Genomic DNA, 491 nt, shown 5'->3' with positions numbered 1-491 from the left:
CCTACGCGGTTTGGGCCTATCATCGCTTCAACATGAGCTTTGCCGATGTTGAGGGCCTGCTTGCCGAACGCGGGGTTCTGGTCAGTCGCGAGACGATCCGGCTTTGGGTTAACCGGTTCGGCAAGCATTTCGCCGATCGCGTTCGGCGAGACAGGCCGAAAACAAACAGCAAGTGTCACCTTGATGAGTGCGTTCTGACCATCAACGGAACCAAACACTGGCAGTGGCCGTCGATTGATGCCCATGCTGATGTGCTTGACATTCTGGTCCAATCACACCGCAACGCGAAGGCTGCCAAACGGTTTTTCGGCAAAACCGTCACCCGGTATGGCGGGCTTCGTGTCGTCGTGACCGACAAGCTGCGCAGTTATATCAAGCCGGTTCAGGCACTTGCGCCCGAGGCTGATCACCGGGCCCACAAGGGGTTGAACAACAGGATAGAAAACTCACACCGGCCCACACGAAAACGGGAAAAGATCATGGGCCGGTTC

Annotated in this window: 1 protein-coding gene; it reads left to right on the top strand. The window is 56.8% G+C overall.

Translation table 11 applies throughout. From position 1 onward, the window contains the following. Window positions 1-491, top strand: a 491-nt coding sequence (locus E1297_RS00710) for an IS6 family transposase (protein WP_155132668.1), incomplete at both ends; no start/stop codon positions are given.

It is taken from the genome of Roseibium sp. RKSG952, from assembly GCF_009711355.1.
The sequence above is the reverse complement of the archived record's forward strand: the minus strand, read 5'-3'. Positions and strand labels throughout refer to the sequence as shown.